This is a genomic window from Pseudomonas sp. S2_H01 (assembly GCF_054668305.1).
In genome coordinates this window covers 1,472,223-1,498,923 of sequence record NZ_CP162756.1, presented here as the reverse complement: position 1 = coordinate 1,498,923, position 26,701 = coordinate 1,472,223, and the positions used below count along the sequence as shown (strand labels likewise).

General features: G+C 57.8%; 18 protein-coding genes and 1 other RNA gene. 5 read left to right on the top strand and 14 right to left on the bottom strand.

The genetic code is table 11. From position 1 onward, the window contains the following. Window positions 1–212: 212 nt before the first annotated feature. Window positions 213–1,652 carry a putrescine-ornithine antiporter gene (potE, locus tag AB4N84_RS06605; protein WP_460045682.1) on the top strand — a complete coding sequence of 480 codons (1,440 nt, stop codon included), beginning with the start codon at window positions 213–215 and terminating at the stop codon, window positions 1,650–1,652. Continuing rightward, window positions 1,649–3,934 (top strand): Orn/Lys/Arg family decarboxylase, encoded by a 2,286-nt coding sequence (locus AB4N84_RS06600; RefSeq protein WP_460045681.1) that lies wholly within the window; start codon window positions 1,649–1,651, stop codon window positions 3,932–3,934. Before potE ends, AB4N84_RS06600 begins: the two co-directional genes overlap by 4 nt. Before the next feature lie 560 nt (window positions 3,935–4,494). Here AB4N84_RS06600 and AB4N84_RS06595 read toward each other — a convergent pair. Next, a complete protein-coding gene (locus tag AB4N84_RS06595) occupies window positions 4,495–4,923 on the bottom strand; it encodes a hypothetical protein (protein WP_460045680.1) in 429 nt (142 codons plus the stop codon). Window positions 4,924–4,961: 38 nt separating this feature from the next. Here AB4N84_RS06595 and AB4N84_RS06590 point away from each other — a divergent pair, with 38 nt between their 5' ends. After that, window positions 4,962–5,825: a LysR family transcriptional regulator gene (locus AB4N84_RS06590; protein ID WP_460045679.1), complete on the top strand. Its 864-nt coding sequence runs from the start codon at window positions 4,962–4,964 to the stop codon at window positions 5,823–5,825. 30 nt (window positions 5,826–5,855) lie between these two features. Here AB4N84_RS06590 and AB4N84_RS06585 read toward each other — a convergent pair whose 3' ends face one another. The 4 genes from AB4N84_RS06585 to AB4N84_RS06570 all read right to left on the bottom strand — a co-directional run bounded on the left by AB4N84_RS06585 (window position 5,856) and on the right by AB4N84_RS06570 (window position 9,595). Continuing rightward, a complete protein-coding gene (locus AB4N84_RS06585; RefSeq protein WP_460045677.1) occupies window positions 5,856–6,704 on the bottom strand; it encodes an HPP family protein in 849 nt (282 codons plus the stop codon). A 462-nt stretch (window positions 6,705–7,166) separates the two neighbouring features. Continuing rightward, a complete protein-coding gene (locus AB4N84_RS06580; protein WP_460045676.1) occupies window positions 7,167–7,448 on the bottom strand; it encodes a hypothetical protein in 282 nt (93 codons plus the stop codon). A gap of 427 nt (window positions 7,449–7,875) precedes the next feature. Further along, on the bottom strand, window positions 7,876–9,054 hold the full coding sequence (locus AB4N84_RS06575; protein ID WP_460045675.1) for a sugar transporter: 1,179 nt from the start codon (window positions 9,052–9,054) through the stop codon (window positions 7,876–7,878). 256 nt (window positions 9,055–9,310) lie between these two features. Then, complete coding sequence (locus AB4N84_RS06570) at window positions 9,311–9,595, bottom strand: hypothetical protein (RefSeq protein WP_074752147.1); 285 nt, start codon at window positions 9,593–9,595, stop codon at window positions 9,311–9,313. Between the two features lie 250 nt (window positions 9,596–9,845). Between AB4N84_RS06570 and AB4N84_RS06565 the strand changes: the two genes are divergently transcribed. Next, the gene (locus AB4N84_RS06565) at window positions 9,846–12,506 is read left to right on the top strand and encodes an autotransporter family protein (protein ID WP_460045674.1); all 2,661 of its coding nucleotides are present in this window, start codon (window positions 9,846–9,848) and stop codon (window positions 12,504–12,506) included. 525 nt (window positions 12,507–13,031) lie between these two features. On the opposite strand, the gene AB4N84_RS06560 is transcribed toward AB4N84_RS06565, so the two are convergent. From AB4N84_RS06560 to AB4N84_RS06530, 7 genes are all read right to left on the bottom strand, one after another. After that, a complete protein-coding gene (locus AB4N84_RS06560) occupies window positions 13,032–13,967 on the bottom strand; it encodes a restriction endonuclease (RefSeq protein WP_460045673.1) in 936 nt (311 codons plus the stop codon). Between the two features lie 26 nt (window positions 13,968–13,993). Further along, window positions 13,994–15,391, bottom strand: coding sequence for a restriction endonuclease subunit S (locus AB4N84_RS06555; RefSeq protein ID WP_460045672.1), 1,398 nt, complete (start codon window positions 15,389–15,391; stop codon window positions 13,994–13,996). Continuing rightward, window positions 15,388–16,935, bottom strand: a complete 1,548-nt coding sequence (locus AB4N84_RS06550; RefSeq protein ID WP_460045670.1) for a class I SAM-dependent DNA methyltransferase — start codon at window positions 16,933–16,935, stop codon at window positions 15,388–15,390. The genes AB4N84_RS06555 and AB4N84_RS06550 overlap by 4 nt, the downstream gene beginning before the upstream one ends. A 66-nt stretch (window positions 16,936–17,001) precedes the next feature. Then, complete coding sequence (locus AB4N84_RS06545; protein WP_460045669.1) at window positions 17,002–18,513, bottom strand: RNA-binding domain-containing protein; 1,512 nt, start codon at window positions 18,511–18,513, stop codon at window positions 17,002–17,004. A 98-nt stretch (window positions 18,514–18,611) separates the two neighbouring features. Beyond that, on the bottom strand, window positions 18,612–22,076 hold the full coding sequence (gene hsdR, locus AB4N84_RS06540) for a type I restriction-modification system endonuclease (protein WP_460045668.1): 3,465 nt from the start codon (window positions 22,074–22,076) through the stop codon (window positions 18,612–18,614). A gap of 299 nt (window positions 22,077–22,375) precedes the next feature. Then, entirely contained in the window at window positions 22,376–22,651 is a 276-nt protein-coding gene (locus tag AB4N84_RS06535; protein ID WP_460045666.1) for a hypothetical protein, read from the bottom strand. Beyond that, window positions 22,648–23,628 carry an integrase domain-containing protein gene (locus AB4N84_RS06530; RefSeq protein WP_460045665.1) on the bottom strand — a complete coding sequence of 327 codons (981 nt, stop codon included), beginning with the start codon at window positions 23,626–23,628 and terminating at the stop codon, window positions 22,648–22,650. The genes AB4N84_RS06535 and AB4N84_RS06530 overlap by 4 nt, the downstream gene beginning before the upstream one ends. Window positions 23,629–24,343: 715 nt before the next feature. On the opposite strand from AB4N84_RS06530, the gene AB4N84_RS06525 reads away from it, so the two are divergent. Beyond that, window positions 24,344–25,345, top strand: coding sequence for a restriction endonuclease (locus AB4N84_RS06525; protein ID WP_460045663.1), 1,002 nt, complete (start codon window positions 24,344–24,346; stop codon window positions 25,343–25,345). A 379-nt stretch (window positions 25,346–25,724) separates the two neighbouring features. Here AB4N84_RS06525 and ssrA read toward each other — a convergent pair. Together ssrA and AB4N84_RS06515 are read right to left on the bottom strand one after the other, a co-directional pair. Continuing rightward, window positions 25,725–26,116: a transfer-messenger RNA gene (ssrA, locus tag AB4N84_RS06520) on the bottom strand. A gap of 112 nt (window positions 26,117–26,228) precedes the next feature. Beyond that, window positions 26,229–26,519: a hypothetical protein gene (locus AB4N84_RS06515; RefSeq protein WP_460045662.1), complete on the bottom strand. Its 291-nt coding sequence runs from the start codon at window positions 26,517–26,519 to the stop codon at window positions 26,229–26,231. Window positions 26,520–26,701: the final 182 nt, after the last annotated feature.

Genomic DNA, 26,701 nt, shown 5'->3' with positions numbered 1-26,701 from the left:
ACCGCCTGAGATTAATCTTTCCCCTTAACTTTCCTGCCCTGATATCGGTTTGAACCGCACGAATCTTTTCGATATTCAATGCGGTCGCTATTTATCTCGAAGTTGCTAAAAGTGGCTTTTCGCTAGCAGATAAAGGCATTTTCCATTTCTTGCTTAGTGAGAATCTTTTGCTATAGCTAAAAGCCTCTCACTTCATCCTATGAGGCAACGGAATGTCAGTCGCAAAGAAAATGAGTGTGGGACAACTGACAATGTTGACGGCCGTCAACATGTTGGGATCCGGCATCGTGTTGTTGCCTACCAAACTCGCCGAAGTCGGCGGTATCTCGATCCTCTCCTGGCTGATCACGGCCACCGGTTCACTGGCTCTGGCCTACGCCTTTGCGCGCTGCGGCATGCTCAGTCGCAAGACCGGCGGTATGGGCGGTTATGCCGAATACACCTTCGGCAAGTCCGGGAACTACATCACCAATTACACCTACGGCCTGTCGTTGTTGATCGCGAACGTCGCGATCAGTATTACGGCCGTGGGTTATATCCAGACGTTGTTCGATATCAAGCTTGGCTCACTGCAAGTTGGCCTCGCCACCATCGCCTTGTTGTGGGTTACCACGTTTGCCAACTTTGGCGGTGCGAGCATCACCGGCAAGATCGGCGCCGTCACGGTGTGGGGCGTGATTGCTCCTGTCGTGTTGGTGTCGACCATCGGCTGGTTCTGGTTCGACAGCAGCGTGTATTCGGCGGGCTGGAACCCCCACGACATGCCTTGGTATCAGGCGGCAGGCGCATCGGTAGCGATCACGCTCTGGGCGTTCCTTGGATTGGAGTCGGCGTGCGCCAACGGCGATGCGGTGGAGAACCCTGAGAAGAATGTCCCTATCGCTGTGCTCGGCGGCACCTTGGGCGCGGCGGTGATCTACATCGTCTCCACCAACGTGATCGCAGGCATCGTCGACAACGCCGAACTCGTTTCTTCCACCGCGCCGTTCGGGTTGGTGTTCGCCAAGATGTTCAACCCGATGATTGGCAATGTCGTCATGGGGCTGATGGTGCTGGCGTGTATCGGCTCGCTGCTGGGTTGGCAATTCACCGTTGCGCAAGTGTTCAAGAGCTCGGCGGACACCGGTTACTTTCTGCCGATCTTTGCCAAGGCCAACAAGCATGGTGTGCCGATCATCAGCATGCTGATCCTGCTGGCGATTCAGACCGCCATGGCGCTGCTCACGATCAGCCCGGACCTCGCCAAACAGTTCGACACGCTGGTGAACCTGGCGGTGGTTACCAACCTGGTGCCGTACATCCTGTCGATGGCGACCTTGATGACGCTGCAGAAGATTTCCAATGTCCCGCCGAACAAAGCACTCATTACCAACATCGTTGCTTACATCGCAGCCGCGTACAGCTATCTGGCGTTGTACAGCTCAGGCGCCCAGGCGCTGATGCTCGGCGGCGTCGCCACCATCGTCGGCTACACGCTGTTCGGCTTCGTCAACACACGTCTGATCAAACTGGAAGCCCTCAACAACAGCGTACCGACCCAGACCGTCGCTGCGCAGCACATCGTCGGTGAACCTGTCCCGGTCAATGACCTGCCTCTCAATAACTTGCCTCGCAACGACCTGAATCGCGCCACTCTGGAGACTCAACCATGACGGAATACAGACACCTGCTCGGCATGCTCGCCTTACTCGTCACCAAGCAGCCCGACAAACGCAGCGTGTTCGGTCGGGCACTGATTCAGCTGATCAGCGACGTGGAAGAGCGCTCTATCAGCGTACTGACCTCGGAAAGCCTGAGCGACGCGAAGTCGATTCTGAGCACCGATCCGGCGATTCAATGCGTGCTGCTCAGCTGGGAAATGGACACCAGTGAAGACCACCAGGAGTGCATTGATCTGCTCACCACCTTGCGTGAGCGCAACACCCGCGTGCCAGTGTTTCTGATCAGTGATCGCAGCACCGCGTCCAGTGTGCCGCTGATTGTCATGCAGCACGCCGATGACTTCATCTGGCTGCCCGAAGACACCAGCCGCTTCCTGAGCGGGCGGATCATGGCCGCAATCGAACGCTACCGTCAGGCGGTGCTGCCGCCGATGTTCGGTGCGTTGCTGAAGTTTGCCCGCAGCTACGAATACTCGTGGCACACGCCGGGTCATGCAGGCGGTACCGCCTTCCTGAAAAGCACGGCGGGCCGGGCGTTTTATGAATTCTTCGGCGAAAACCTGCTGCGCTCCGACCTGTCGATTTCTGTGGGTGAGCTGGGCTCATTGCTCGATCACAGCGGGCCGATCGGCCAGGGCGAGCGTTATGCGGCGAAAGTGTTCGGCGCCCACCGCACGTATTACGTGACCAACGGCTCGTCGATGTCGAACCGCGTCATTCTGATGGCCAGCGTGACGCGTGATCAGATCGCCTTGTGTGACCGCAACTGCCACAAGTCTGCCGAACATGCGATGACGCTGTCCGGCGCGATTCCGACGTATCTGGTCCCCACCCGCAACCGCTTCGGCATCATCGGTCCGATTCTGCCGCAAACCCTCAGCGCCGAGGGCGTGAAAGCGGCAATTGCCAACAACCCGCTGGTGAAAAGCCACATCGATCCGACGCCGGTGCACGCCATCGTCACCAACTCCACCTACGACGGTTTGACCTACAACGTGACGCGCGTGGAAGAACTACTGGGGCAAAGTGTTGACCGGCTGCATTTCGACGAAGCCTGGTATGGCTATGCGCGCTTCAATCCGCTGTACAAGGACCGCTTCGCGATGCACGGCAGTCCCGACGATCACGACGCCTCCAAGCCAACGGTGTTCGCCACCCAGTCGACCCACAAGCTGCTGGCGGCGCTGTCTCAGGCGTCGATGATCCATGTGCGTAACGGGCGCAACCCGATTCCCCATGGCCGCTTCAACGAGTCGTACATGATGCACGCCTCGACCTCGCCGAACTACGCGATCATGGCCTCGTGCGACGTGAGCTCGGCCATGATGGAGGCGCCGAGCGGGCAGATTCTGACCAACGAATCCATCGAAGAGGCCATCGCGTTCCGGCAGGTCATCTCGCGCATGCAGAGTGAGATGCTCTCCAACGACGACTGGTTCTTCTCGTGCTGGCAGCCACCGTCAGTGCCGATCGGCGCGACCTCCATTCCCTTTCACGAGGTCGATCCGGTCCGGCTCAAGACCGACCCGAACTGCTGGGTGCTGCACCCCAATGAGGTCTGGCACGGTTTCGGCGACATCGAAGACGGCTATTGCATGCTTGACCCGATCAAGGTGTCGATCCTCAGTCCCGGCATGGGCGACGACGGCAACCTGCTGGACTTCGGCATTCCGGCCTGTGTGTTGACCGCCTACCTCGGGCGGCAGGGCATCGTGGTCGAGAAGACCACCGATTTCACCATTCTCTTTCTGTTCTCGATCGGCATCACCAAGGGCAAATGGGGCACGCTGGTCAATGCGCTGCTGGACTTCAAGCGTGACTACGACACCAACCTGGAACTGGAGCTGTGCCTGCCCGATCTGCTGACCGCCAACCAGCAACGTTATGCCGGCATGGGGCTCAAGGACCTGGCGCAAGACATCTTTGCCGCCATGAAAAAGACCAAAACCACAGCCGCCATGTCGCAGGCGTTTGGCACGCTGCCCAAGGCCGAGTTCAGCCCGGTGGAAGCCTACGAAAAACTGGTCAGGAATGAAGTCGAACAGGTCACGCTGGAAGAGGCGGCCGGGCGCATCGCGGCCACCGGTATCGTGCCTTATCCGCCGGGGATTCCCCTGCTGATGCCGGGGGAAAACGCAGGGCCTTCCGACGGCGCCTTGCTGGCGTATCTGAAAGCACTGGAAAGCTTCGACCGATCCTTCCCCGGATTCACCCATGACACCCACGGGATCGAGAGCGAGGCGGGGGTTTACCGGATGCTGGTGTTGAAGTGATCAGCCGGACCGCTTCGACTGACGTCAAACGGTCTGACAGGATGCGGTTGTGTGGGGGATTCTATGGTTCTCAAACCATTGGTGTCAGTCCGTTTCTTGAGGGCCGCAACGCCTGATAGCATGCGCCACATCCCAGATGACGCAGAGCGTCATTGAATGCGTTACCACGCGGAGCGTGGGAACAATCAGCAGCGCAGCGCGTGCTTTGGCTTTTGATTTTCATGCCGCAGCAGGGCAGACACCACAAAACGCGACTTGGGTGCAGGCTGAACGCAGGCGGCGCGGAGTGGGACGAGCGGCATGGATGCCGCGAGAGCGCCGCAAGGACATGGATGTCCGTTCGGCGCGGGCCCACGGAGCGTCGCCGAAGTGAAGGAACCCGACGAAGTCGGCCCAACCAGGAGCATAGGACCCTTGGTTACTTGGGGTCTTTTCAAGTAACCCGCCGAAGGCGGAACAGTTTGGCCGTTAGGACAAACCATCAGCGTCACCCCGGGCAGTGGAGTCGCACACCAGAGCAAGTCCGCTTCCACAATGGATCTATTGCGTGGCGACTTGCCTCAATTGCTCTGAAGCTTCTGCAGCGCCTGCTGCGTCAAGGAAACACACTCTCTCGCGCCATCATCGTTATGCCGCGCCAAGGCTGATTCGGCACGGTGGACGGTGGTGTCGACGTCGCTTCTCACCGCATCGCTGAGGTCCGGTTTAGACGCTTTGGTGTCGCGAATCTTGCTCAGGTTTATCTGGCACAAGCTGTTGTCGTCGTTGGCCGTTGCGGTGAAGGGCAAGGCAAAGGCAGTCAGGAGCAGGCCGGTGAGCAGGGCGTGTTTCATGTTGTTTTCCGCAGAAAGGTAGGTAAGGGGTTCGTGATGTGGACGAACCTGCTGCATGAGACAGCGGATTTTGGATTTGCGCCAGATACCGGGCCTGTTTAACGTCGGATATCGCTCAGGTTTTTCAGGTCGGGCGACGGGCTGCTGCGCTACCATGGCCCGGCCACCCTGACGCCAGCCGCCGAGCCGTACCGATGGACATCGACCTCGCCCGTACCTTTCTTGAAATCGTTCGACTGGGCAGCCTGATGGCTGCTGCTGAGAAGCTGCACGTCACCCAGACCGCGATCACCGCGCGCGTGCAGAAGCTCGAAAGCCACCTCAACTGCCGGCTGTTCATCCGCAATCGCACAGGCGCGAAGCTGACGTCCGATGGCGAGGCGTTTGTAGTGTTCGCCAATCAGCTCGTCCAGACCTGGGACGCCGCGCGGCGGGAGCTGCCGTTGCCGGATGGCTATCGCCATGTGTTGCGCGTGGGCGCGGAAATGAGCCTGTGTAACCCGTTGATGCTCAGTTGGGTGCGTGAGATCCGCAATGCGATCCCGGACTACGCGTTGCATGCCGAGGTCAAGGACGGTGACGTGTTGATGAAGGAAGTCGAGCGCGGCGTGCTGGATGCCGCGTTGGTCTACCAGCCGGCCTATTGGCCCGGGCTTCAGGTCGAGGAGTTGCTGGAAGAGAAGCTGATACTGGTACGGGTGGTGGGCAAGCCCGATCCGTATGTGTACATCGATTGGGGCCCTTCGTTTCGCGAGCAGCACGACGCCGCGATGCCGGAAAAATCCAGGGCCGCCGTGGCCTTCAATCTGGGGCCCTTCGCGTTGCAGTACATCCTCGATAACGGTGGCTCGGGCTATTTCCGCACGCGCGTGGTTCAGTCCTGGCTGGACCGGGGCGTCCTTGAGCGCGTGCCGCTGGCGCCGGAGTTCAGCTACCCGACGTACCTGGTGTATGCGCGGGACAATCCCTCGGCGACCTTGCAACGGGCCTTCGAGCTGTTGCGTGAGATTGCCAAAGAGAAGGGTGACTGGTCCCAGCGTTGGGATCCGTCGGTGTAGTGCACAGCGCCCTTAAAGGGCGAGGCTCAGTCAATCCACCAGACTGATGATGCCGATCACCTTGCGGTCTGCGTCGAGCACCGGCAGGTATTTGCTGCTCTGTCCGGCCAGCATCTTCATGGCATCTGCCACCGAGTGTTCCAGCGACAAGCTGTGGGTGCTGCGCGAGATGATGTGCTCGGTGTCGATGTCCGTCCGGTTGCGATGCTGGGCGTGCGCCTCGGTCTTGTGCAGGATCGTCTCCAGGTCTTCGCGCGACACGTCGACAAACGCGCCCACGTCGTCGAGTGCCTTGTCCAGGTCCTGACTGTTGAAACCTGCCGATTCTGAAGTCGCGACTTGGGCCTGCGGCGCTGCTTTCGTCTGCGCTCTGGGATAGCGCACGAGTGTCAGGTTGTTGTAGACCAACGCGGCAACCAGCAGGCAGATGGCGTTGAGCATGACAGGGAAAAGCACCTGCAAGCCGAGCGCCGACAGCTCCTGTTTCGAGGTGATGATGCTGATCGCGACGGCAGCGCCAGGCGGGTGGAGGCAGCGGCATACGCACATGATCACGATGGCCGAACACACCGCGACACTCGCCGCGGTGATGGTGTTGCCGAACAGGCGAATGCACAACAACGCGACCAGCGTCGAGATCAGGTAACTGCCAATGATCGACCACGGCTGCGCCAGTGCGCCGGTCGACACGGCAAACAGCAACACCGCCGATGCGCCAATCGGGCCGAGCAGATGCAGCGTGATGTCAATGCCGAACAACTGTCGGCTCAGCAATGCACTGATGAAAATGCCCAGGCAGGCGCCCAGGGCCGCGCGCGTCCATTCAGCGGGATGGGTGTTGAGGGAGTGGGGGATGAAGCTGCGCAAAAGCGTTTTCAACGGGTGAGTTTCCGAGTCTGAAAAAAGGAGCTCGTCGGCAGAGACAAAGCTCCCGCACAAAGGGGCAAGTGCCAGATATTTCAAGAGGCAGAACAACGATTGGAGAGCCGTTGCGGCAGCTTTCCGTTCGGATATGAAGCACGCCGATTGTGGTCAGGAAACGGGCGGGAGGCAAATTCGAAATAATGCACTCATGATTCAATAATTTTGAATTAATCAGCTTATAAGCCGTATTTAGATTTTTAACCTCACTGCTGGTGAGCTTAATGCCTGGCTTGGTGAGATAAATGAGGGGGGCGATATGGCAAATGCTGACGATACGGTCAGGTCAGGCAAAGCGTGTCTGGGGAGGGAGGGGCGTTACCAGGCATCAGAAACAGAAGGGGGAAAAGCAACAGGCCATTGGCGAGGTTGTTGGCGAGCAGGGGGACTCGCAAAAACCGGCGTCAATGGCCTGTGATCTTACAGGCTGCGCGGCTGCGCCCACTGGCGGGTTCTCTTGGCAGGTCGCGCGCTTTCAACATCCAGCAGATGCATGGCCAATACATCAGTCAAGAAACGGAACTGATCGTTAAAGCCCACCACTTCATTGCTGAAGTGATTTTCCGCCGACGGCATCATGAAGGCATCGAAGCGTTTGTCTTCAATCAGGCTGTGACGGTTTTTACGAACGACGACATGTTGTGAGTAATAGTTATTACCAAATTTGGGAAAACTAACGTGCAGGGTGACGTCTCGGGTCATGTCGAGTGCTCCGCATCAAACAGAAAGTTGAAAGGTGAAAAGTGCTGATAAGTGTCAGCTACTGGGGCCTTAGTTGGCCCGAGCCATAACACGATGACTGTCTTCGTCCGCCGTGACGTGCACGGGTTCCAGAGCGAAGAGTTTGAGGGCGACGACGTAACTGGTGAAAGCGGTCAGCGTCAAGCAAGTCAGAAGATGAATAACCATTTTTCCTGCCCTCAGTTCGTGTTTGGGTGTGAGGTGATAGTACGCCCCTGAAATTTGAGCGGAAGGCAAACGCAGGAATGTTGGTTATCGACAGGAATGATGGTACGGGCGGAACCTGGAAACGTAGCGTTAATCCTGCGGCACTCCGTGTCAGGCTCGCCAAGGCGTCCGACACGGCGCAACCGCGGGCAGAGGCGCTGCTACAGCTGCTGCCCAGCCCTCACGCGCGAAGGGTCTCGCCGTAGCGATAGGTCGCCAGCCCTGCCAGCACCAACCCGCTGAACGCCACGAGGCCGCCCACCAGGCCGATGTTGGCGATGCCCAACTGGCTGATCACGACGCTGCCCAGCAGTGCGCCCCCACCGATGCCGATGTTGTAGATGCCCGAGTGAAGCGACATCGCGACATCGGTTGCATCCGGGGCCATCGCCAGTACCTTGGATTGCATCACCAGGCCAAAGCACATGATCGCCATGCCCCATACCACGCTCAGGGTCGCGACCCATGAGGCCTTGCCGGATAACGGCAGCAACAGAATCAGACACAATGCGATCGCGCCAATGGCGGTGATCAACAGCCCGCGCGGGTAGCGGTTGTTGTAGCGGCTGAACACGATGGAACCGAGGATGCCGGCGCCGCCGAACAGCAATAGGATAATGGTGGTCATCTCGCCGCTCATCTTGGCGACGACGTCGGCGAAGGGCTCGATGTAGCTGTAGGCGGTGAATTGCGCGGTGATGACCAGCGCCGTCAGCACATAAAGCGACACCAGTGCCGGACGCTTGAACAGGATCGGCAGGCTGCGCAGAGAACCTGAATTCTGGCTTGGCAGCAGCGGCAGCGATTTGATCAGCACCAGCACCGTGAGGCCCGACGCGATGGCGATGGCCAGGAACGTTGTGCGCCAGCCCAGCGCTTCGCCCAACACGCGACCCAGCGGAATCCCCAACACCATCGCAAGAGATGTGCCAGTGGCCAAAAGGCCCAGCGCCTGAACCTGTTTGCCAGCAGGCGCTACCCGCACCGCCAGCGACGCCGTGATCGACCAGAACACCGCGTGAGCCAGGGCAATGCCGACGCGGCTGACCAGCAACATGCCGAAGCTGGACGCCATGCTCGACATCACATGGCTGGCAATGAACAGGATGAACACGAAGGTCAACAACTTGCGCCGCTCGATGTTGCGGGTCATCAGCATCATCGGCAACGAAGTCAGGGACACGATCCACGCATACACCGTCAACATCAGGCCGACTTGCGCGGTGGTCATGTCGAAGCTGTGGCCGATGGCGCTGAGCAGCCCGACCGGCACGAATTCGGTGGTGTTGAAGATAAAAGCCGCAAGGGCCAGCGCGATAACGCTGAGCCAACTTCCAGTGCGAGCATCGGTGGTGTTCATCAAAGGACGCGTCAGCCTCAAGGTAAATGTTCTAACTGCCAGGGCCGCCGAGCTCACACATACAAAACGCCAACAAGCAAAAACGCCGCGCGAGGCTCGGAGCCTGTGCGGTGCGTGCAGTCAGCAGAATATTATGAGTATGGGAGGGTACGACCAGATGAGGCGGAGTCTACGCCGTTGTTAACGTTGTCACAACCTGCGCCCCGTGCGTCAAAGTGGCTCATGAGGCGCAGATGAAAAGTCCAAGGCAGCCGCCTCAAACGCTGGGTTGACCACCAAACCCGCGTGGCAGACGGTGTGTGCCAGGCAGCGCCGTCAAGCGCTCGGTCCAGGCGGCGCGCCAGTCGGTGGCGGTGTGAGGCGATTTTGATTTACGTGCGGCTCTGCGCGCGGCATTGCGCTTGTTGCGCTGGGCTTCTTTATAAGCATCGGTGTTACGGCAGGAGCGGCATTTAACCGTTTTAAGGTCGGTGCTCGAACTCAGGTTTGCGCCGTGATGACCGCAAGCCAGATGCCCTGACACTTTGAAGTGAGTAACCATTGGTGTCTCCTTCTTATTCATGGATGCAGGCAGCAACACTGCATGCGGAATTCGACACTTATCCACCGCCATCGTTCGCTTTTGACGGGACAGCATCTCCCGAACGGTCTGTTGATAAATTGACGTAAGCCAAAATCTGCTCTTAGCTAATGAATGAAGAGGAGCAATTATGGTGCGCGTATACAGGAACCGCACCGTTATCTAAAAGGAAGTAAAACCGCCTCGGGTTATACCCGCAGGAGCACTCCTGATGAAAAGGCCCGTTCGGGCTCGCGTCGGCAATATTCTTTATCTGTCTTGCGTATTCATGTTGTTATTGCCAGCCACGGAAGTTAAAGCCGCCTGTACCCTGACACCAGGGCCGGGTAATGACAGCTATGTCTGCGACAGCGGTACCAGTCCCGGTTTTACGGATTTACTGGGCAACAACACACTCACGTTTCCTGTCAGTGGGACGGGCACCATCGTCGGCAATATTGTGCTGGGCGGCGGGATAAATCGACTGACGATGGATTCCGGAAACCTGCAAGGCAGTATCGATCTGGGCGATGGCGCAAACATCATTCGTATCGGTGCCGGTACGATCACGGGCGCCGTGTTGCAAGGCAACGGTCCGGATAACTTTCTGATGACGGGCGGATCGATACTGTCGTTATCGCAAGGTGACACGCGGGACGTATTCTCCATGAGCGGCGGTACGATCATTGGCGCGTTCGAAGATGGCGATGTGGCGACACTGAGCGGTGGCACTATCGGCCGTGTCGACATGAAGCTCGATGACAATATCTTTGAGATGTCGGGCGGGCGGATCATCGCGAATCTGGTCACCGGGTTCGGTCGCGACACCATCAGCGTTTCTGGCGGCAGTATCGGCGGCAACATCAGCGTGAGTGGCGGGGACGACAGCATCAGCGTGACGGGCGGGATCATCTCCGGGCAGATCCGCATCAGTTTCGGCAACGACACCTTCAACTGGGACGCTGGCGGGCAGATCCAGTCCGCCGTGCTGATGGGCGATGGCAACGACGCCGCACGTATTGCGAACCTCACGGAGAGCACCCTCAGCACGACACCTTTGATCGACGGCGGTTTGGGCACAGACACGCTGACCTTCATCGGCACCTCATCGGCCACGCCGTCACGTTATATCGGTTGGGAGACAGTCAGCCTCACCCACCAGTCGCGCTTCGATCTGAACGGCGATTTCTTTCTGGGGGACAGTGCGACCGGCACTGGCAACTTCAACATCGACAGCAGCAGTACGCTGTTTCCGGTGCAGGGAGCGCTGCGGCCCTATATCGCGGGCGATCTCGCTACGCTTACTAACGCCGGCGTGATCGACATGACCTCCCGTAGCGCGGTGGCTGGGGATACGCTCAGCGTGTTCGGCAACTACGTGAGCAGCAACGGCCAGTTATTGCTGCAGACCACATTGGGTGGTGACAGCTCTGCAACTGACCGGCTGGTGGTGTCGCAGGGCACGATCAGCGGCAATACCCAGTTGGGCATTACCAATCTGGGCGGCCTGGGTGGGCTGACTCAGGCCAGCGGCATCGAAGTGGTTCAGGCCGCCAATGGTGCGACCAGCAGCAGCGATGCCTTTGCGCTGAAGGGATCCGTGTCGGCGGGCGCTTATCAGTACTACCTGTTCAAGGGTGGCGTGACAGCGGGAACCGAGAATAACTGGTACTTACGATCCTCGGTTGTGGCAATCGCCCCGTTGGCTGTTCCGACCCCTCCGGCAGCGCCTGTGATCCCCCAGGCCACTGTGCCAGTGGCCGCGCCGCCGCCGACGGTGAGCGTCGATGAGCCAGCTGTCGAACCGCCGACTGCAACGCCCGTTGCGCCGGCAGCGCCTGCGACCTCCGACTCGACCGCAGTGGCAAGCACCTCGCCGGTGCCCGCAGCGACTACTCCTTCAATACCGCAGGCCCTACCGGGAGCCGAGGCGATTCCGCTTTATCGACTGGAGGTTCCGGTCTATTCGGTTGTCGTGCCGGCGGCACACATGATGACGTTGTCCGCGCTCGGGACCTTCCACGACCGACAGGGCGATCAAAGCCTGCTCACTGAAACAGGAGGTGTTCCGGCCGGATGGGCACGCATCTATGGCAGTGATCTGAAGAAGACCTGGTCGGGCACCGTATCGCCCCGCCTCGACGGTTCGACGCAGGGTTACCAGATCGGCCACGACCTCTACGTCGCCGTCACCGATTCAGGCCAACGGCAACGTGCAGGATTCTTTGTCGGGCAGAGCCGACTGCGAGGCGATGTCGACGGATTCGCCGAAGGCTTCCAGCATCGCAAGGCGGGGCACCTGAAGATGGAGGGCGACCATTTCGGTGCCTACTGGACCCTCGTCGATCCAAAGGGTGGGTACCTCGATGCCGTAGCAATGGGCACTCGTCTTCGCGGCAACAACCGGTCTGATCGAGGCATCAAACTCGACACCGAAGGTCGCGCGGTCACACTGTCGCTGGAGAGCGGTTATCCGTTGCCGGTCTCTGAACACTGGGTCGTGGAGCCGCAAGTGCAGGTCATTCATCAGAGCATCGATCTGGACAAACAGAATGACGGCATCTCCGATGTGTCATTCGACTCCCAAGACTACTGGACCGGCCGAGTCGGCGCGCGCCTCAAGGGACGGTATCTGGTCAACAACCTCCCAGTCGAACCCTACCTGCGTGCCAATACTTGGCACACCTTCGGCGGTAAAGACACCGTGACGTACAACGGCGTCGACCGGATCAAGAGCGATCACAAGTCATCTTCCGCTGACGTTGGAGTCGGGGTTGTGGCAAAGGTATCAACAAGCGTCAGCCTGTATCTGGCGGTGGATTACGACACCCACCTCGACAGCCAGGCGCTTGAAGGTGGAAGCGGGACGTTAGGGGTGCGAGTCAGTTGGTGAATGTGCTGTGCGGGTTGGCGTTGTCGGGTGTTGGGTCCGTAAAGGGTTCGGTCTCCGGCTCTGAGAGGATCAAGCGGAATAGTGGAATTGGCGAGGATCGATCATGCGGGGCTTTAGGCGTCTCAAGTGTGGCGGGTGTTGTCTTGAGCGGTCCTGGGATGGCAATCGGGGCGGGCTGAGTGGTTTTGCCGCTTGGGCTATGCACCTGAGTCCGCGTTTATAAATTCCAGGCAAAAAAAAAGACGCCCTAGGACGTCTTTCATTTGTTTGGTGGGCCGGGGTAATCTGAAAAAAGTCTGTAGGTCTCTACTTTTATTGGTTAATAGCTGATCGGCTAAGTCTTTTGGAATACCACTTGGAATGCTGCGTGATTTGGCTTCCGATAGACGGTGTTTGTTGGGCTCAGCCGCTTCAGGATTCTAGATCGAAGTTTAGTGGATGGCTTTTGATCACCACGTTCATCACTAATTTTAAGCTATGAGCGACACCCCATCGAACTCTGGTATTAGAGCTCGGAGCGTCGGCTCAGCCGAGCGACTCGTCGAAGTAATCGCTGTCGAGCCTGGGGACCTTGTAGATCTGCGAGCTAATGCCCACATCGTGGTCGAGCATCAGATTGACCAGGAGTTTGCCATCGACCAGTACCAGCCCCTCGACCGAGCGCGCGAAGTCAACGGCCTGGGCGGTGAAGCCGGAAGTGGTGATGAATACACCGCGTTTGGCTTTCTGCCCGGCCAGGGCGCCATAAAACGCTTGCAGGTCGGGGCGGCCGACGGTGTTCTGCCAGCGTTTGGCCTGCACGTAGACTTTTTCCAGCCCCAGCGCGTCCAGAGAGATCACGCCGTCAATGCCGCCGTCGCCACTACCGCCGACTTGTTGCAGCGCCTGACGATTCGCGCCGTAGCCCAGGCTGTGCAGCACATCGAGTACGATGTGCTCGAAGCGCGTCGGGCTCGCTTGCAGCAGGCTGTCCAGCAGGTCGCCCGCGACGCTGGTACGCAACTCGAGGATGGCTTGGTTCAAGCGCTCCTGCGGGCTGCTAGTGGCGAGGTCGGTTTGGGCAATCAGCGTTGACGTGTCGTTGCTTTCATCCAGCGAGGCGGCATCCGGCGCTGTCTTCAGTTTCACGCTCATGAAGTTCACAGCTAGATGCTCGACCTGTTTTGCGCTCAACGGGGCAGGGTTGGCCTGAGCGAACGCGCGGCCGGTGTCGGTCAGTTGCCAGTAGCCACGCTTGGCGCTGCTGGAGTAGCCGGCGCGCTTGAGCCGGTCATGTGCCCAGCCTGAGCGGTTCTTGTAGGTGGCCTGGCCACTGGCGATGGTCTCCTGCCGCTGTGCCTCGCTTAGGCCAAGCGTGACGGCGGCCGCTTCGTGGGCTTCGCCCGCCGTGGCACCATCCGGGTGGAAGGCGAGAAAACGTAGGATGGGCTCGATGAACTGGTCGTAGGTTGGGACGGACATGGTTCGTTTTCTTCCTGATGTGAGGCTTAGCTCAATTTGGCAGCCTGGCGACCGCGTTTGGCCTTGGGCATGGCGGCGCGTTGAGCCTTGATGCGCTCAAGCAGCATACTGGCCGGTTCGTCGTTCGGGTCTTGCGGCACCAGTTCGCCGCGGAAGGCTTTAGCCAGAATGCTTTGGGCCAAATGGTCGACGCGGCTTTTAGCCAAGACAACTTTCGCTTCCACTTGCTCGGCAAAGGCGAAGAGTTGTGCGGTCCGGCAGACTATTTCAGCCTGCTCTTCAATTGGGGGACTTGGGATAAGACACTTTTTGATGTGCTCTGAGCCGACGTTGCCCTGACTCACTTGACCAGTTTCACCAGAGAAAAATTGCTCGCGAAACCCTGCAGTTTGTAGGCACAGCAACAAAAAACGGCCATCTACCTTGTCCCTCTGCGGCCGTAATTTACCTACCCTTTGATTTACAAGAATCCCGGCAGGAGCACTGCATGCATTGCCATAGTCTCTTTTGTATTTTGTGCCTGTCATCGATAGAAGGATGTCACCCTCTAAGGTCATAAAGCGCTGGTATTCAGAGCCGACCTCATAGGAAACAAATGCTGGGGAGTTCCCCAAGTCTACTTTTCCGTTTCTGACATTTCCAATCTTGGCGACCTGAATATCCCCAGTTTTTGAAAACCAGTCACTTTTAAAGGCGAATCCGTTTTGAAAGTCAGCGAGCAAATCTAGGGGGACCTCGGGATAGGTGCTATTACCTAGCTGATCAGCAGAAGCTTTCTTCGAGCGCCATTCTTCTGTTAATTGCCCGGAAACTGCGGCGGCGAGGACGGACTGGCGGAAGCGTTTTAGCAGTGCGGGGATGCTGTCGATGCGGGCTTTGAGGGTATCGATCTGGGCCAGTAGTTCGTCAAGCTTGGCGGCGATGCGGGTTTGTTCGGCAAGCGGTGCGATAGGAATCTTAATTTCATCAAAGTGAGATGGTTTTAAGTTGTTGATGTTCATGCCAGCAGAAAGCGTCGATACTCTCTGGCGATACTCCGCAGATTGCGTGAAGTAATAAAAGTACCGTTTGTTTATTTCACTTGACGGACGAATGGCGCCACAAAAAGCGCCGAAGCTACCGTTCCAATTCGTTACTGCTTGTGCCGCTTTCCCTACCACATTTTTGCTGCCGCTAGACATCGCGACTATTATGTCTCCGGCCCTTATAGTTTGCCGTAAAGATATGCAGTTCTCGGGAACAAAAACCAGGTTGGATGAGTTAAGTCGCCCGTCTTGAATGTTATTTGCGCGCAAAACAGGTAAGTAGCCATTCTCTTGGGAGTCACGACTCTCACTCTTGTTATAGGTGACGCCACGGATGATCTCACAAATAGTAGAAACTTCAGTTGTTACCCATTTGCTGAGTTTTTGGTGGGTAGTCATTTCAGATCCGCCTCATTCAGGTCTAACCCCATCACCTCCGCTATTAACTGCTTTTGCGCTACCACTTCGTCCCCCGCACCCAGCGCCTTCATCAGCTCTTCCAACTCACGAAGCGCCTCGGTCAGTTCAGCCATGGCCTCACCCGCCAGTACTTCCGGAGCGGGCAGGTCAACGGCATCTAGGCTGCTGTCGTCCTTTAGCCAGCTTAGATCCAGCGAGTCACCACGTTCGTTACGGATGTAATCGCGAGTAAAGCAGCGGAAGCGGCTGGATTCACCAATACCCTCGACGTTTTCCGCGCGCGGGCTTCCGCCGTTGGGATCATCACCATAGGCGTCTTCGAAGGGCTTGAGGTGCGTGGGCCCGAAGGGCGTGCGCTTGCCGAAGCTGGGCATGTTGCTGCGCAGGTCATAGATCCACACGCGCTTGGTGCAACCTTCCTCCTGCCGCGGGTTTTCCACGGTGCCCTTCTGAAAGAACAGTATGTTGGTCTTCACACCCTGTGCGTAGAAGATGCCAGTAGGCAGGCGCAGGATGGTGTGCAGGTTGCACTTGTCCATCAGGTCGCGACGCACGTCGGTGCCGACGCCGGCCTCAAACAGCACGTTGTCCGGCAACACCACGGCAGCGCGGCCACCGGGCTTGAGGCCACGGTAGATGTGTTGGAGAAAAGCCAACTGCTTGTTACTGGTGCGGTAGGTGAGGTCATCACGAGTCGGGCCACCGCCACCCTTGGCAGTGCCGAACGGTGGGTTGGAGAGGATGACGTCGACCTTGGGTAAGCTGGCCCCGGTCTGACCTAGGGCGTTGCCCAGGTGCACCACGCCTTCTTCGTCGCCTTCCATGCCATGCAGCAGTGTGTTCATCAGTGCCAGACGGCGAGTGCCGGGCACCAGCTCTACACCGACAAAAGCACGATTGCGCTGGAATGCCTGGGCTTTGGCGTCGAGGTCGTAGTAATCGTCGGTTTGACTTTTGATATAGGCGTCAGCAGCGATCAAAAAGCCCGCAGTACCGGCGGCCGGGTCTTGGACGGTCTCGCCCGGCTGCGGCTTGATGCAGCGGATGATGCTGTCGATCAGCGGGCGCGGGGTGAAGTACTGGCCGGCGCCGGACTTGGTTTCGCTGGCATTCTTTTCCAGCAGGCCTTCATAAAGATCGCCGAGGCCGTCTTGGCGGGCGCTGAACCAGTCGATGCCGTCGAGGCTCTTGATCAACTGCTCGAGGTGGCGCGGTTCCTTGAGGCGAGTCTGAGCGTCGGCGTAGATGGCGGCGATCAGCGGGTCAGGGTTTTTGCCAAGGTCCAGCAGCATCTGTCGGTAGTGATCGAGCAGGTTAACGCCGGACTTGCCAGCCAGGTCGGGCCAGCGCGCGCCTTCGGGCAGCTTGTGGCCGAAGCTGTCGTTGTTCTGCACCTGTTCGTATTCCATCTTGATGAACAGCAGAAGCACGAGCTCGGTGACGTAGTCGCTGTAGTTGATGCCATCGTCGCGCAGGACGTCGCAGAGGTTCCAGAGTTTCTGGACGATATCGGAGTTGGTCATGGGGTACCTGTGGCGAAGTGTGTAAAGCGCCAGATTCCGCTGGCGCAGAGAAGTGGTTGTCTGGGCTCAGTCGTCTGAGGAGTGTTGTTCGGCCTTTAGCGCTCGGCCGGCCGCAGTCAGGCGATAGCGTTGCTTGCTGCTGTTGGGCTTGTCTGGAATGGTCATCTCGACCACGCCAATCGTCAGTAGTGGGGTCAAAACCTGCTCGCGGAACTTGCTGCGGTTTCTGCGCCCGACGAAGGTCATTAGCTCTGGCGCAGTGTGATCGCCTGTCATTTTGCACAGCATCGTCATCTGCTCTTGCTGCAAAGACAGGCGAGTTTCGGCTTGTTCTTCTTCGACAGCGGACTCAGTCCCTACTTGGTCCCTACTTGGTCCCGACTTAGTCCCTACTTGGTCCCCACTTGGGCCCGAAAGAGGCCCTTTTTCAACGGCGCGCTGAATCACCACCTTGAACTGATTACTCTGCCGGTCGTCCTCCAGCTGGATCATTGGCCAAGCATCGATAGCCCGCGGGATGCCGGTGCCCAAACCGCGATAGGGGAGAATGTGCACAGCATGGGAGGTGAGCGTCGGGTTACGACGGTTTGACAGGCCGAATCGAATTTTCTCTGTATCGAGCACGTCAGGCAGGTGCCCGGGGCTGATCAGTTCGATGCGATCGGCGAAGATCATGATCCGGATGGAGGCGCTGACAAAGTAGTCGCGGTGGATCAGGGCATTGACCAGCAGTTCTTCAAACACCTCCTCCGGCACTTCCAGCTGGCCGAGGGTATTGAAGCCCTGCTGGCGCTGCACGTGGTGTAGGTTGCGCTTTATGAAGGCAAGGCTGCGTCGGTACTGTTCCTGCAGATTGCCGTCGATATCTTCGCTGTCTAGATAGTGGCGGTCATGCAGAACCGTGCCCGGAAACGCCACGGCCTTGATATCGAATGCCGGGCACAGACGTTGTGGCGCCTGGCCGAAGAGCAGCAAACCGGCCAAATTGGGTGTGTCGCCACTGGCGAGGCCAAGATTTTCCAGGATGCGGGTGGTTTCCAAACCTGTCTGGTCGGGGCTTTGCCGAAAGCGTCTTTGAAAGTACTCGCCGAGCGCCTTGGCATCGATATCCGCTAAGCTGCTGCCCGCGACCGGTACTGCATCGGCACACACCAGCCCGGCCTGCTGGAACAAACGCTGCAGTTCCTCACGGGCCGTGACCCGACGCTTGTCGGCGCCGTTCTTTACCCAGATGCGACCTTGGTTGTCGACATAGGGTTTATTCAGCCCTTGTTCGACTGTCACCACCATGACCAGCCCGTGTTCGGTCTGAAGGTTGCTGGACAATGGATTGATCGCCGGGCGGACATTCTGTGAGGCCGCGTTGGAGAGCAACTGATTGAGTCGCGAAATGTCGGCGCTACTCAACCCGCTCACCGCGCCGGAGTCGTCTACGCCGATCAGCAAGTAGCCACCGGACGTATTGGCGAACGCTACCAACTCGGCTGCCAAGGCATCGATATTGCTAAAATCGCGCTTGAACTGATGGCGGCTGTCCTCACCACGGTTAAGGATCTGATGAAGCTCGGCAAGGGTCATTAAGCGTCTCTAGGTGCTGCAGTCGATAACTCGTGCAATAGGAGGGCATTATCCCTCATGAACGAGTACGGTGGCCAACCCAGCGTTCAGGATCGGCTTCATCCCGTCTGTGCCCACAGGTTGTCATTCAGGGCGTCCAGTACCACGCCCAGATTGCCGCCGAGCATCTTGTCCAGCCGCGTGCTGCCGCCATCGCTCTTGAACGCCTCACCAATCTGCTTCTTGTCAATAACGACCTCGTGCACCAGTTGCTTGGCCAGGCGATCAAGCCACTTACGCTGAATTTGAGTCCAAGGCTGCAGGGTATAAATCGTCTCCATCGCCTTGGTTACGCGCTGCTCAAATGGCAGCAAAGCCTCTCCGAGGGCGGCGCGTCGGATGAAGCCGACGATACTGGCAGCGATTTCCTGGTTGGTTTGGTTGCGCCAGGCGCTTTGCAGATTCACCTCGCTATAGCCATGCCCGTCGAGCAGCAGGCGCACTTCGCGCAATTGTTCACGGGTCAGGTCTTGCGGGCGGTTGACCACTACGCCGAGTGCCACTGACTGGTTCAACTGATTCTTAATGAAGTCGTTGAAGCTCTCCAGATAGTCCCCGGGCTTTTGGTAATCGCCGTAGTTCTGCTCACGGACCATCAGTTCGTCCGTGTGAGTGGAGATCACCGGGTAGTTCAGCGATCCCAGCAGGGCATTAACCGTGGCGAGTTGATCGAGCAGTTGGGCATGCCGTTGGATGAACTGGGCAGCTTGCTGTGGGCCGAGCTGGTGCAGGTGCTGATGCAGTTTGTCCGGGGCTACGCCCCAGGTGTTCTCTAGTTCGGCGAGCTTGGCCTTTAGGGCTGGCTTTTGCTCGGCCTTATGGCTGGCCTTGCGCAGAATACGCATGATCCGCTGGCTGAGCTGGTCCAGGACGTCGTGGGCATGACTAGTGTCTGGCTGGTTACCAGGAGCATCGAGGCTGGCTGGGGTGCTTAGCTCGCTGACCAGTTGTTCGAGGCTGATACTTGGGTCTTTCACTAGCGGCTTCATTGTATCTACTGGCTCGAGGGCAGCGTACAGATCAACCGGATCGTAGATTCTGAACACCGTCTTGCCGATTTCATCGCAGCGGCGAGTCGCGCGGCCCTTCATCTGTTCGTAGAGAATGCGCGAACGCACCCGGCGCATGAACACCAAGTGGCAAATGCGTGGTACGTCGATACCGGTGGTCAACAGGTCGACCGTGATGGCAATGCTTGGGTAGCGCTCGTTCTTGTACTGGCGGATCAGTTGTTTAACCTTGTCACTTTGCCCGGTGATGATCTGTACGGCTGCCTGGTTGTAATCCTCGCCGTGGACGTCCTTGAAGGCTCCGTCGAGAAGGTTTTTGACTCGCTCGGCATGGGCTTGGTGAACGCAAAAGATCATCGTTTTTTCGTCGCCCGACGGGTCGAGCTCTTGTGCCAGTTGCTCGCAGATGACCTTGTCGAAACCGGGCGTAATCACGCGGCGATTGAAGGACTCAATTTCGAAGTCGAGCTCGTCCTCGAGCTCGGCGACATCTACCTCGCCGGTGCTCGTATCGATGACGCTGACACTCTCGCCCTTGGCAAAGTGGATGCCATTCTGGCTCAGCAGGGTCTGGTAGCGGATTGGAGGTTCGTGATCAATCAGCCAGTCGTCAGCAACGGCCTCACGATAGCTGTAGGTGTATATCGGAGCCCCGAAGACCTCGCTGGTGTGCTTGGCTGGGGTAGCGGTGAGCCCGACGCGGCAGGCGTCGAAATAGTCGAGCACGCGACGATACTGCGATAGATACTGGTTGAAGTCGCGCACTGCCAGCTCGCCTTCAGTCATTTCCTGATCGAGGGTATAACCGCGGTGGGCTTCGTCGACGATGATGCAGTCGAAGGCATCGATGGGTGGCGGAGTGTCCGACTGGAAGATGCGCTTGACCATGGCCTGCACAGTGGCGACCTGAACCCGTGTTTCAGCTTCGGCAGCCATGTCACCTAGTTCTTTGACATCGTAGATCTGCGCCAGCGTGTGGTTCTGTTCCAGCGTCGCCTCATTGAAGGCTTCGATGGCCTGTTCCCCCAAGGCGCTGCGATCGACCAGGAAAAGAATACGGCGAAAGCGCTCGGCCTTCAGCAGGCGGTACATCAAGCCAATGATAGTGCGCGTTTTGCCGGTTCCGGTCGCCATGGCCAGCAGACAGTTGCGGCGATTGGCGGCTAGGGCCTGTTCGACGGCGCGGATGGCGTTTTCTTGATAATCACGCAGCTTGAGATAGGCGAACCCTTCCTGCTGTAGTTTCGCCTCAGCGTCCTCACGGCTTCGTTTGAGCAGGTCGAGTAGGCCGCCCGGCGTGTGGAAGTCCTGTAGCGGCCGGCGCAGGTTGGCCGTACTGCGCAAGTCACGAAACCAGATGCCAGACAGCTCAGCGAGCTGCTTAATGAAGGGCCGGCCATTGCAGGCAAAGGCAAACGGGACTTTGAAGTGGCCGCCCTGGCCATCCGCCCAGCCCGTGTTCTGCCCGGCCGGCTGCAGATTGTCGGTAACGATCAGTTGGCGTGAATAGCGCTCGGCTTGGGGAATGCGGTCCGCTATGTTGACACGCTTGCGCTTGGCTTCGACGATGGCGACTGGGATTAGGCCGGCGAACAGCACGTAATCAGCGTTTTCTTTCGGCTTGCTGGTTGGCCATTCGGCGATGGCCTTGTTCTTGCCCTTTTCGGGCCGAGCGCCCTTGCTGTAGGTAAGATCGAGCGAATCGGCTTCCCAGCCGGCATCGTTCAACTGTTGATCGATGAGAATACGGGTGAGGTCTTCATTGAGGTCGAACTGGCTACTTGCCTGCTGAGTTTTACGCGTGACCTGCTGGGCAGCTTGCGGCTGATCTTCAAGCTGTTGTTGCAGCACTTTCAGCCGCGCCTCGAAATCGACTCGGGCCTTCGATAGTTCAGCCTCGCGTTCAAGGGCAATCTGCTCGTAGACGCGGGCTTCCTCGTTCATCTGCCCAACTAGACTGGCTTGCTCATGCTTTTCTTGCGCCAGTAGCTCGGCTAATTGGTGGTTGTTCTCCAATTGCTGGCGACTGTCGCCCAGCTCTGCGCGAAGTTTTTCGATCTGCCCCTGCAGCTCACGTAGAGGCTCACTCGGATCGGCCGGAACCATGAAAGGCCCAGGCTTGAAGGTGTTGCCGCCCGTGCCAAATGACTGGTGATACCAGATCGCCAAGGCGCGGGCGACCCTCAGCCCGTCCAGTGCCTCACGATGCTGGGTGCGGAATTCATGGGTAGCCTTATTGCCTTCGATGCGCAGCGTATGGAATAGGTTACGGATGTTACCGTCGAGCTGGATTTCACGACTCAGGCGGAACAGCAGATCAGCTTGGGAAGTGGTGGCGTCGAACTCAATGCCTGCTCTTACCGCCAGATCCTGGGCGAGCGCTTCGCCCAACTGGCGCAGTTTGATCAGCGTCGTGTTGGGGTCGCTGGAAAATACTCGCTCGGCCGCATTGGCAAGCTGGAAAAAAACCGGATCGTGTTCTTTGAAAAAGGCGAAGTTGCTGTTCTCTGCCATGTTCCGTCCCTTGAGTTCGTCACCAGCCATCCCGAGAGTGGTGGCGCTATAAAGGCATAATGCCAGACGAAGCGTGGTGCGTGTGTAATTGTAAGCCCCGATCCGGCGTGATCAGTTACCGGCCGAGATCGAGGTCTCACTCTCGTATCCGGCGCTACATTGCTACTTACGCAAGGCCGGGGCGGCCCTGAAAAGTCATGGTTTTATCAGCACTAAGGAAATTGCTTGTAGCTGCGTCGAGGCGGTGATTGTCCGAGGCGGAGGTGGTGATTAGCGATAATTAGGAACGGAAGTTCGGCTCAACGTTTAAAAACCCATGACCTCTCCAGGCGTCGCGCGAGCAGTCGGATAGTGAGCAAATAGTAATATCGGGTTGCCTCACTGCGACAGGTGAGGAAGTGTTCGAGAAACCATACCAAATGCTTCCGCTGCCAGGCCCAAGGATTTGCTCGCTGCCAGCGCTTTGCGATTTCAGATTGGATAATCTTCGCCTGTTGCAAATGTCGCTCCCTCGTCGCATGTGACCCAGTCAGCACGCCACCCAAAAACAACTTCATATCAAACGCGTTGGTCATACCCGCCCACCAATGTATGCCGCGACGACTTCGATGCGGCCATGTCCCAGCTCATAGCTGATCTGTATGCGAGCCTCAAGATCAAGGCACCGATCTACGGAATAGCAATTACCGCCGTTAATAGGCGCACGGTGCAGAGTGATCTGCTCGTAGCGCTCACACGCAAACGCAGCCCGCAATTCATGAAAGCCTTTGAGGCCTTGTGCTTTCAGGACCTCTCTCGCTGACCGGGCGATGTGCTGCAAGACGTTCAGATAGCTCTCGTTTGGAGCAATCAGGTTGCGTATGTCCGCGGAAGATATTTGCAATGCAAATCCAAGTGCGCCACGAATATGGTCATCCACCTTAATCCAACGTGGGGCCGAGGCTCCGGCGCGGCCGCCTTTGGTGCCATCCTGAATGTTAATCCTGCCTAGTTCGTTAGCCTCACGGCTTAGCCGTGGCAGATCAGCCAAGATGGCCTTACGCAATCGCATGCCGGTGGTTCGCGCCAACAGAACGATCGCAGCGGCTCGTAACTGGTGACGGCTGCAAAGCGCGTCAACGATCTGTTTAACCTGTTCGCGGTCTTGGCCTTGAGGCACCGAGTGTCGAACCCCGATGCGCTGCATACCCAACGCCTTGCTCGGGCTTGGTAACTTCACGTACTGATCACCGCGAAGCGCTGCCATGGTCCTGTTAACGCTGGATAGCCGATTTTGTGCGGTGCTAATGGCGAGATCACCGCGCCTAACCATGTCGCGCAGATACGCCGCATAGTCGGCCAACACCTTCCGATCAATCTGCCGCGCATCATTGATACCCGGCCCCTGTTCTGAGCGGCCCCACTTAACGAATGCCAACCAGCGATTACAGTGAGCCTTGACTGTGCCGTAGTGGCCGCCGCCGAACATGTCTTTTAGCGCCTGCGGCCCTGCGTAGCTCAATTGCCTGCCGTAACCGAAATTGCGGCCATCGCGTCTACCCACCAGTGCCATATCGCCCACCTCTTCTTCCGCTCTCCGATCCTCGCCCCACGTCATCCCGCCAAGAATGCTGAGTGTTATCAGGGATCAAGGCCCCTGCGACCTGTGGGGAATGTCCACTACGCGGGACTGGCGGCTCCTTACGACCGGGAGCAAGGGCATCTCATGATCTGGCCTCCTTAACACCGTTGCCGGTGGGCGGGTGGAGGCAGTGCTGGCTGACTAAACCAACGCCTGAAGATCCTGAGTCGGGTGAACGCAGCAATGCGATGACTGGGGCATGCCTGACTGTCAGTCAGGTGCAGTCCATTCCGTGGTCTGCGGCACCATCATCTACAGCGCTGTTGCTGGTGACATCGGCGTTTGTCACGGGGGGGGATTGCCGCAAAGCCATGTGCGATTAGGGCCGCAGCAGTGTCAGGAGAGCCCGTCTCTTAGACGGGCGCAAGTTGGCGCAAGAATCGGCCACGCGGATAGGTTGTTGCAGGGCAACGGAGTACGGTGTAGCTGGCACAGTAGGGCTATTAGGTTAGAGAGCATCCATCACGGGCGGGAGGCGGACGAGCTTCCGGATCCAATCGCCATTGGGAGAACCACCGTATGAAGCTGTCGACATCGGACCTGTTAGCCCCAATCACGTGATGTAGCAATGTCGTGCTTTTCGTTCACACAGGCGATCACCATTGCTACAGTCTTGCCTCGAATTATGGGAATAGTGAGTGTCAGCATGCCAGCGATGTGGATGATCCGAGGTGACGGCGGCCGTCTCTATGACGATTTTAGAGATCGCAATATCGCAGCAATTGGTTGGGCTCAATTGGCGCTTGAGGCCAAGCCAGGTGTTTCTCGGAAGGCATTAATTCAGGCCTATAAAGACCTCCAGCCAGGGATAAAGGACGCGAGTGCCGTATCAGGTGCGTCACAGGTATTCCGTTTCGTTAACGAAATCAGCATTGGTGATACGGTCGTTACTTACTCTCCTGCGAACCGGACCTACCTGGTCGGTCGTTTCACTGGAGCGTGCCAGCTTCGCCTCGATCTGGCAGATGATGGGATGTCTCTGACCAGATCAGTTGAGTGGTACCCGCAGGAGGTTGATCGCGACAAGCTCACCGGCGCGAGTAGGAACAGTCTGGGATCTACGTTAACCGTATTTAATGTTGCGGAGGATGCTCAGAAGGAATTGCTGGCCCTGGCTACTGGTAAAGACGTCTGCGCTGCGCCGAAAGATCTGATTGAAGATCCAGAAGCCCTAGAAGACCCTCTGAAGGGCGTTCAAGAGATCGCATTCGAGCGAATTAAGGACCAAATCAACAGTCTGGATTGGGCTGAAATGCAGGAATTGGTAGCTGGGATCTTGCGAGCAATGGGCTACAAGACTCTCGTTTCCCCAGCAGGTGCTGATCGGGGTAAAGACATAATTGCTTCCCCCGACGGTTTTGGATTTGAGCCACCACGGATTGTGGTGGAGGTTAAACATCGAAACGCTCGGATGGGGAGTAATGAAATCCGTAGCTTTTTGGGCGGTAGGCACAAGGATGATCGCGGGCTGTATGTCAGTACTGGCGGATTCACTAAAGAGGCGCTCTACGAGGGTGAGAGGGCCAATGTGCATCTCACCATGTGGACGCTAGATGAGCTGGCTCGTACCTTGATGGCGCACTATCCAGCCACTGATCCTGAGACTAAACGGTTGGTACCGTTGAGCTATTTTTACGTGCCTGCATAAGGACCTTCCTTGTTCCAAAATTGCGCGGGCTGGGTTTGAACGGTATGTCCAACCCAGCCTCGCCAAGCGCAATTGTGCGTCGCGCGTTCCGAATGAAGGGTGTTATTGATACCTCCATGGCTGAAACCGGATTCGTACTCAGCGGATCGGCAATACGTTCCTGGCTCTGATTTGGCCGTACGTGGCCAGACCGCTCACCGGGATGCTGTGAGGACAACGCTACGTCATCCGCTCAGCCCGATAGTCCAGAGGCGCCTGGTTGGAATACCCGAACGGCCGGAACTCAAAAACTCTCAAAAAACCGCAAAAGCGCTGGAAGCCGCGTATTTTCCGGATCGCAGGCACAAAAAAAGACGTCCGAGGACGTCTTTCATTTGTTTGGTGGAGCCGGGGGGATTTGAACCCCCGTCCGCCAGTACTCCGCTGTCGGGACTACATGCTTAGCCGTGTCTATTAAGTTAACCCTCAGCGACCCGACGGGCAGGGTGCTTTGGGCGAGCTGTGTAAGTTTTAGCCGATTCGTCCACAGCGTACTGCACGGCGATCCTGTTCTGTATGACAATCATTTTGGGTTTACAGGCATCCCCTGATGATTGCTGGAGCCGAAGCTACCAGAAGGAAGGCTAGCGCCGCTTACGCAGCGAGAGCTTGTTCCCCGTAGGTTTCGTCATTGGCAACTATAGAAAGTTGCAACAGTGGATTTACGACTTCTGTTACCAAGTCGGCATGCCCCTAGAGTTTCATCACCGGCGTCGAATCCTAATCGGCCCCAATTCTGCTGCTCTAGCAGTCAGGCCGCGGAGTGTACCCGAATCAACGGGATACGTCACCTTGAGCCTTTCGCAGATCGGCGGGCCGACTCACGGCCGGCCCAGCCCGAGCGTTACTTGGCTGCGCCGCCGTCCGAACCGTCGCCGCCGGTTTTCAGGTCAGTCATTTCTTTGGTGGTCAGCTCGATGCATTTTTTGTCATCGCCCGCGGCCTGAGCCTTCTTCGCTGCATCAATCGTTTTTTCCAGGTCAGCCTTGCTGTCGGCACTCAGGTTGGTGCTGGTCGACGTATGGGCGTCCTTCAGGGCCTGCAGGTTGGCACCGCACAGGTCATCAGCAGCGAATACCGGGGAACCCATCAGTGCAGCGGTCAGAAACAAACCAGTCAGTGCTGTGCGTTTCATGTGTATCTCCTTAAGCCTGGGGACTCGGTATGGCCGGTTAACAGTGGCCGATGTCCGAGATAGAGGAATAAGCGTCCCATGTTGTGGCGCTTAAAGAGATGGACTGCCCTCAAACGCAGGGGTTCTATTTATTTTTGAGGTGGTGTGAAAAAGCCATGTTGCAGGATGTTTCATTCATATGG